The sequence below is a fragment of the Segatella copri genome (assembly GCF_009494835.1).
GTDB classification, from domain to species: Bacteria; Bacteroidota; Bacteroidia; order Bacteroidales; family Bacteroidaceae; genus Prevotella; species Prevotella copri_F.
In genome coordinates, this window is record NZ_VZBE01000035.1 from 1 (window position 1) to 6,396 (window position 6,396).

Annotated in this window: 6 protein-coding genes and 1 pseudogene; 2 read left to right on the plus strand and 5 right to left on the minus strand. The window is 43.5% G+C overall.

Translation table 11 applies throughout. The features are described from left to right. Positions 1 to 238, plus strand: a pseudogene (locus F7D47_RS14720) (ATP-binding protein); the annotation flags it as partial. Between the two features lie 7 nt (positions 239 to 245). Beyond that, on the plus strand, positions 246 to 380 hold the full coding sequence (locus tag F7D47_RS14895) for a PD-(D/E)XK nuclease domain-containing protein (protein ID WP_228112412.1): 135 nt from the start codon (positions 246 to 248) through the stop codon (positions 378 to 380). A gap of 73 nt (positions 381 to 453) precedes the next feature. On the opposite strand, the gene F7D47_RS05505 is transcribed toward F7D47_RS14895, so the two are convergent. The 5 genes from F7D47_RS05505 to F7D47_RS14900 form a co-directional block, all read right to left on the minus strand. Next, positions 454 to 1,317 carry an Rpn family recombination-promoting nuclease/putative transposase gene (locus F7D47_RS05505; protein ID WP_153081836.1) on the minus strand — a complete coding sequence of 288 codons (864 nt, stop codon included), beginning with the start codon at positions 1,315 to 1,317 and terminating at the stop codon, positions 454 to 456. Positions 1,318 to 1,488: 171 nt separating this feature from the next. Further along, the gene (locus tag F7D47_RS05510) at positions 1,489 to 1,650 is read right to left on the minus strand and encodes a hypothetical protein (RefSeq protein WP_153085825.1); all 162 of its coding nucleotides are present in this window, start codon (positions 1,648 to 1,650) and stop codon (positions 1,489 to 1,491) included. Between the two features lie 24 nt (positions 1,651 to 1,674). Next, positions 1,675 to 5,322 carry a BspA family leucine-rich repeat surface protein gene (locus F7D47_RS05515; RefSeq protein WP_153108138.1) on the minus strand — a complete coding sequence of 1,216 codons (3,648 nt, stop codon included), beginning with the start codon at positions 5,320 to 5,322 and terminating at the stop codon, positions 1,675 to 1,677. A gap of 39 nt (positions 5,323 to 5,361) precedes the next feature. Continuing rightward, positions 5,362 to 5,622, minus strand: coding sequence for a hypothetical protein (locus F7D47_RS14725; RefSeq protein ID WP_153114449.1), 261 nt, complete (start codon positions 5,620 to 5,622; stop codon positions 5,362 to 5,364). A gap of 116 nt (positions 5,623 to 5,738) precedes the next feature. Further along, the coding region (locus F7D47_RS14900) for an AraC family transcriptional regulator (RefSeq protein WP_228113395.1) at positions 5,739 to 6,396 on the minus strand (658 nt) is incomplete at its 5' end.

A 6,396-nucleotide genomic window follows, 5' to 3' on the forward strand; every position in this document is an offset into this window, starting at 1 on the left:
TGAAGATGATATTAAAAAGAGGTTGAAAGATTTCGAGTATTGTCCGATAATTAGCGATACACTGGAGACTTCTGATGTGACTGATGGTGGAGCAGAACTTGTCCTTTATCAGTTGGGGTATCTTACGATAAAGGGATATATGGATGGAATCTATTTGCTAGGATTTCCGAATTCTGAGGTAAAAAAATCACTTTACGAGACGATATTGCCAGTGCTTACTTCAGAAGCTGAGCAATAACGGCGGTGTGGATGCTGCCACGGAGCAGATAAAAGCCAAGCAGTATGCCGAGCCATTCAAAGCTGACAAGCGAAAAGTAATCGCCCTTGCCATAGAACTGGATGATAAGGGAAAGGGATTGGTAGATTGGAAAGAAGTATAAGGAAGAAAGCTGAAAAAGTCCCCGAAGCGTAATAGCTCCGGGGGCTTTCCATATTTATCACCAGGCATTGTATCTACTGAATCTGCAGTATCTGGTCTTCCGTCAAACCAGTTATTTCCTGGATTGTCGCCTCATCCATACCTTTTGCCAGCATATTCTTAGCAATCTCAATACTTCTTTGGCTTTTGCCTACTTCTTCGCCTTTTGCCATGCCTTCTTCCATTCCTTTCTGGTACCTGTCATCCAGGAGAGTTCTTTCAACACTTACCGAATCCCAGAATTTGTCATAGGCACGGAGCTCGGCATCTGTAAAGCCAGAAACTTCAAGATCTTCTACGGCTTTTCCTATCTCTGGGTCATTAAGCAGGTCGGAAGGAATCTCCTTCGTATTGGAATTGATTTCTGTCAGGAAACGGAGCCACAAGACCATCATGCGCTTGTCGGCGATGGAATGTGGAGTGAACTTAGGGAGTTCTATGAAGGTGAAATGCAAGCCCTCGATAACCTTATTGCTGTCCTTATCGTGCACGATGCGGTAGTTGTGGATGAAATCCGGAGTATCATGCGCAAAGATATCATTTATCAGGTTGAGAGAATACACGGGTTGCAATTCGCTGTATCTTCCTCCCTTTTTAGCCTGACTCACATAGAGCTTGGATGCATTGAACAGTACTCGCTGCTGGAATGCGTCAGACCATTCCATCTGCATTTCTACGCAGAACTTCCTGCCTCTGACGTCGGTGCAGAGTACATCAACTATGGTGTTCTTGCCCCCTTCTAGCTGGGGCACAAGTTCCGTTGGCAGATACTCTATCTCGTGTATCTGCTCTTCTTCGCTGAGTGGCAGGAGTGCGTTCAGGAGGCTGATCAGTCTTTTAGGATGATTGCCGAATATCTTCTTGAACGTGAGGTCTGCCTTAGGGTCTAAGTACTTCATAACCTTTCTGTTTTAAAATGATACCGCAAAGTTACGATTTTATTTTCATATCAGCAAGAGATTTCTGATAAAAATTATGAAACAGCCCCCGAAGCGTAATAGCTCCGGGGGCCTTTTATTTTGCCCCAAGCATCAGAAGTGCTGCCTGGGGGTACGATAGAGAATCTGGGGCTAGTCTGCCCAAATTCCCTTATTTGTATCCCAGAAATCCTTCACTTTTTCGTCGCTGTAATCCTCATCTGACGCCTTCCGGATAACAGAGCCGGCGAGGATGGCTGTGGTTTCCATTTCCATGACGCTAACCACTGGCTTGATATATCTTTTCTTTTTCATATCTATTTTTATTACTATTTTTTATTACTTGATGATAACCTTCATGGTCTTGCCGCCACGCTTCACGATGTTTATGCCCTTCTGCAAATCCTGGAGGCGACGGCCCTGGAGGTCGTAGTATTCTGCCTTGCTATCTGCTGTAGACTCCAACTGCTCGATGGCTGTGGTGCTACCGCCGACGCTGATGCTGAACATTCTGGCACCTGCGGCAGGAGCAGATGAGTTACCTACCATGTAAGCACGGAAAGGCTTGCTGCCCACAGACTCTGTTGTTGTTTTATCCAACAGTTTGGCTGGGTTCATCAGCTTGGAGCCCTTCACAATGTAGCAGTTGTTGTCAGTATCCTTGCTGAACTCCTTCTGGGTATAGAGACCCTGGAGCTGATAGTTGCCATTAGCGGTTTCTGCAGTCTGAACATCTTTTGCAATCTCCTTGTTGGCTTCAGTGAAGTTGAGCTTTGTTGCTCCATCCTTCATCTTGATGATAACAGGAGTACCAGCAGCGATGCTTCCCTCAATCTCTTCGAGTTCTACGGTTTCTGTAACATCATCAGCCGAAAGGAGCTTGAAGGCACGGAAGTTCTGATTTTCGAGCGATACCTCGAATGGCAGGCAGAGCGTAGCCCAAGTAGTGCCTTCCTTCATTGTACGATTGTAAGATGCAGCCTTGGCTGCGAATGGCTCGTAAGCCACGAAATCCTTATCGTCGTCAAGAGCAAGATTATCCGTAGCAAGAGTTTCTCCCGTTGCTCCTATCTTCTCATCGCCATTTTTGCCTACCAGCTTGGTGAAGTAGCCAGTCTTGTAGTTGGCGTTATCAATTCCCGTTTGTGGATTATTCTTATCTAAAGCATTGGCTCCCTTGAGTTTGTTGCATCCCTGGAACATCGTGCCATCACCAGTACCGCGTGTTCCTACAGCAAACTTATCGCTCACGAAAATGGTAGTAAGTTCATTACACGTATTAAACATGTCGTCCATAGCACAAGTTTTTTCCCGAGTATCAAAACCAGACAAGTCAAGTGTCTTTAGGGATTTGCATCCTTCGAACATATGATCCATACTTCCTACATTCCTAGTATCCCAACCCGACAAATTAACAGACAAAAGGTTACTACATAATTGGAACATCGAAATCATAATAGACACTTTTGATGTATTAAGATGAGAGAGATCAAGTGACGTCAGCCCAATACAATGATAAAACATGTTTCTCATATTCGTCACTTCCGACGTATTGAAATTTGAAATATCCAGCGATTTCAAACTACCACAGTTGTAAAACATATTACTCATATTCGTTACTTTTCTAGTGTCGAAGCCAGAAAAGTCTGTTGTTTGGAGATGATAACAATTATAGAACATATTATGCATATCAGTAACCTGCGATGTATTCAAATATTCGATACCCTCTATGCTCGTGAGGTTTACGTAGTTTTGGAACCATTCATTACATTTGGTTGGTCGGGCATTTGCAAAGGCGGGATCAAACACTACCTTGGTAACGTTGGTAACGTTAGGGTTTTGCCACACCCAGTCAGGTGTCGCCCACCCATCATAGATTCCATACTCATTTTCTCCCAAAGTCTCCTTGGATGCGAGAAAGAAGGTCAGCGTGCCATCAGCATATTTTACCCTAGGGATTCCACCACTAAAATATCCACCTTCTATCTTGGCATAGGTCTTGTCGGTAGCCTTGTCGTTTTTCCATACTTCTTCGCCTTTGAGTTTTTCACAATTGTAGAACATATAGCTACTATTAGTTACCTGGGTTGTTACAAACTTACTGCTGGCGTAGATGGTGGTGAGAGCTTGGCAACCCCAAAACATGTTTTTCATATTCGTCACCTTCTCTGTATTGAAGTTAGTGAGATAGAGAGAGGTGAGAGCAACACACCTACAGAACATAGAACTCATATCCGTCACATTCGCGGTATTGAAGTTTGTGACGTCGAGAGAGGTGAGAGCATCACAGTCAGAGAACATGCTGCTCATATATGTCACCTTCTCTGTATTGAAGTTAGTGAGATCGAGAGAGGTGAGAGCATCACAGTTAGAGAACATTCTGCTCATATTCAACACATTCACAGTATTGAACTTACTGACATCGAGAGAGGTGAGTTTTAAACAGCCAGAGAACATGTCACTCATATCCGACACATTCGCAGTGTTGAACTTAGTGCCGTCAAGTGAGGTAAGGTTTGTACAGCCAGAGAACATACGGCTCATATTTGTCACATTCGCGGTATTGAACTTAGTGACGTCGAGAGAGGTAAGTTTTGAACAGTTAGAGAACATTGTGCTCATATTCGTCACATTCGCAGTGTTGAACTTAGTGACGTCGAGAGAGGTGAGAGTTTGACAATTAGAGAACATTCTGCTCATATCCGTTACATTCGCGGTATTGAACTTAGTGACGTCGAGAGAGGTGAGAGTTTGACAATTAGAGAACATTGTGCTCATATTCGTCACATTCGCGGTATTGAACTTAGTGACGTCGAGAGAGGTGAGTTTTGAACAGTAATAGAACATTCCGCTCATATTCGTCACATTCGCGGTATTGAACTTAGTGACGTCGAGAGAGGTGAGAGTTTGACAGATCTCGAACATTCTGCTCATATCCGTCACATTCGCGGTATTGAACTTAGTGACGTCGAGAGAGGTAAGTTTTGAACAGTTAGAGAACATTGTGCTCATATTCGTCACATTCGCAGTGTTGAACTTAGTGACGTCGAGAGAGGTGAGAGTTTGACAATTAGAGAACATTCTGCTCATATCCGTTACATTCGCGGTATTGAACTTAGTGACGTCGAGAGAGGTGAGAGTTTGACAATTAGAGAACATTGTGCTCATATTCGTCACATTCGCGGTATTGAACTTAGTGACGTCGAGAGAGGTGAGTTTTGAACAGTAATAGAACATTCCGCTCATATTCGTCACATTCGCGGTATTGAACTTAGTGACGTCGAGAGAGGTGAGAGTTTGACAGATCTCGAACATTCTGCTCATATCCGTCACATTCGCGGTATTGAACTTAGTGACGTCGAGAGAGGTAAGTTTTGAACAGTTAGAGAACATTCTGCTCATATTCGTCACCTTCTCAGTATTGAAGTTTGTGACGTCAAGAGAAGGGAGTTTTGAACAGTTATTGAACATTCCGCTCATATCCGTCACATTCACGGTATTGAACTTACTGACATCGAGAGAGGTGAGTTTTGAACAGCCAGAGAACATGTTACACATATCCGTCACCTTCTCTGTATTCAGATATTCCAGGCCTGTAATTGTTTCCAGTTTTTCGAGATACGTAAAGAAACCGTTCAACGATGTAGGAGTGTATGTGCTAAAGCTCTTATCGAAAACAATGTGCACGATAGTCACATTTCCTAATTTTCTATTGATCTCACGCACCGTCTTTTTATCTTTCACCAAAGCACTATTTTCAGGAAGGGTTTCACCCACATTTTCCTTGAAAGTCAAGGTTTGGGTAGAGGATTCATACGTTGCTATATACTTAGAACTGGAAGCTTCCGTCTGCGCAACCATGCCGGCTGGTAGAAGCAACAAAATGAGCAACATCAATGGGAACAGAGCGAATCTACGGATTATCGCCCCCCCATTGTACATACGGCCGGCTTGCGACCCATTGGATTGATTTGTAAATCTTTTCATTATAAATGTTATGTTTTGTTATTATATTTTATCAAGAAATTACTGAATACTGATTGCCATCAGACTGACTACCAGACACACGAACGTGATAAATACTACGCCAAGAATGAGGCAGATATAAAAACGCCCTCTCCTGATGAAATCACCCAAGCTGAAATGATACATCGGGTAATCATCAAGATAGGTCCTATATTCCCTCACCATGACATTAATCATGGTGCCAACATAAATGAGGAGAAACAGAGCTACTATCAGGATAGCCTGTTCTTCTTTGGCAAATGATTCTATTATACTTTTCATGGTGCAAATATAGTGTTTTTCTTTGAAACAAGGTGTCGCATTCCCCCACATAGGTGTCGCATTCCTACAAAAAAGGTGTCGCATTCGTGGGGAATGCGACACCTAATACATACTTTTTAACAGTTTTTCTCTCTCCAAGCCGTAGGAGAGCAGCCTTCTTTCTCTTTGAACATACGGTAGAGATGGGTACGGGAAGAAAAGCCGCACTCGGCAGAAATGATGTCATTACCGAAGTCGGGGTTATCCAACATCATCTTCTTGGCAGCCTCAAAACGCACCTCGGCAAGCCAGGGGCGGAAGGTGGTATTGAGACAGGATGAGAGGTAGCGCGACAACTCGTATCTGCTGATATTCAACGAACGTGACAGGGTAATCATATTCAGCGACGTATCCCTATAACCCTTGGCAGCACACCATTCATCCAACTTCTCACGGATGATCTTCTGCCGTCTTTCTGAACGCAGTGATTGTAAAGTTTCTTTCTTATCATCAAGTTCTTCATCCTGCAGTTCTAAACAGGCATTGTCTTCCACACATTCCATGGCAGCCTCCTCTTCTTCCTCCTTATCCAGAAGTTCTTCGGAAGGTACGTAATTATAGCCCAAAGCCATAAAACTGAGCGTGAAGAAAAAGACAGCAAGCAGTCCCAGAGGTCCGATAACATATAGAGATTTGGTGGAAAGGACTGCAAAAGGCAGGGCTACTGCAGGGAAAAAGACCATGATTCCTAAGACATCACCAAATTTTTGAGAGCTTTTTTGTGTTAAAATAAGC

Coding starts and splice junctions, on each gene's coding strand:
- F7D47_RS14725 (WP_153114449.1), bottom strand. CDS start 5,622: ATGAAAAGTATAATAGAATCATTTGCCAAAGAAGAACAGGCTATCCTG.
- F7D47_RS05510 (WP_153085825.1), bottom strand. CDS start 1,650: ATGAAAAAGAAAAGATATATCAAGCCAGTGGTTAGCGTCATGGAAATG.
- F7D47_RS05515 (WP_153108138.1), bottom strand. CDS start 5,322: ATGAAAAGATTTACAAATCAATCCAATGGGTCGCAAGCCGGCCGTATG.
- F7D47_RS05505 (WP_153081836.1), bottom strand. CDS start 1,317: ATGAAGTACTTAGACCCTAAGGCAGACCTCACGTTCAAGAAGATATTC.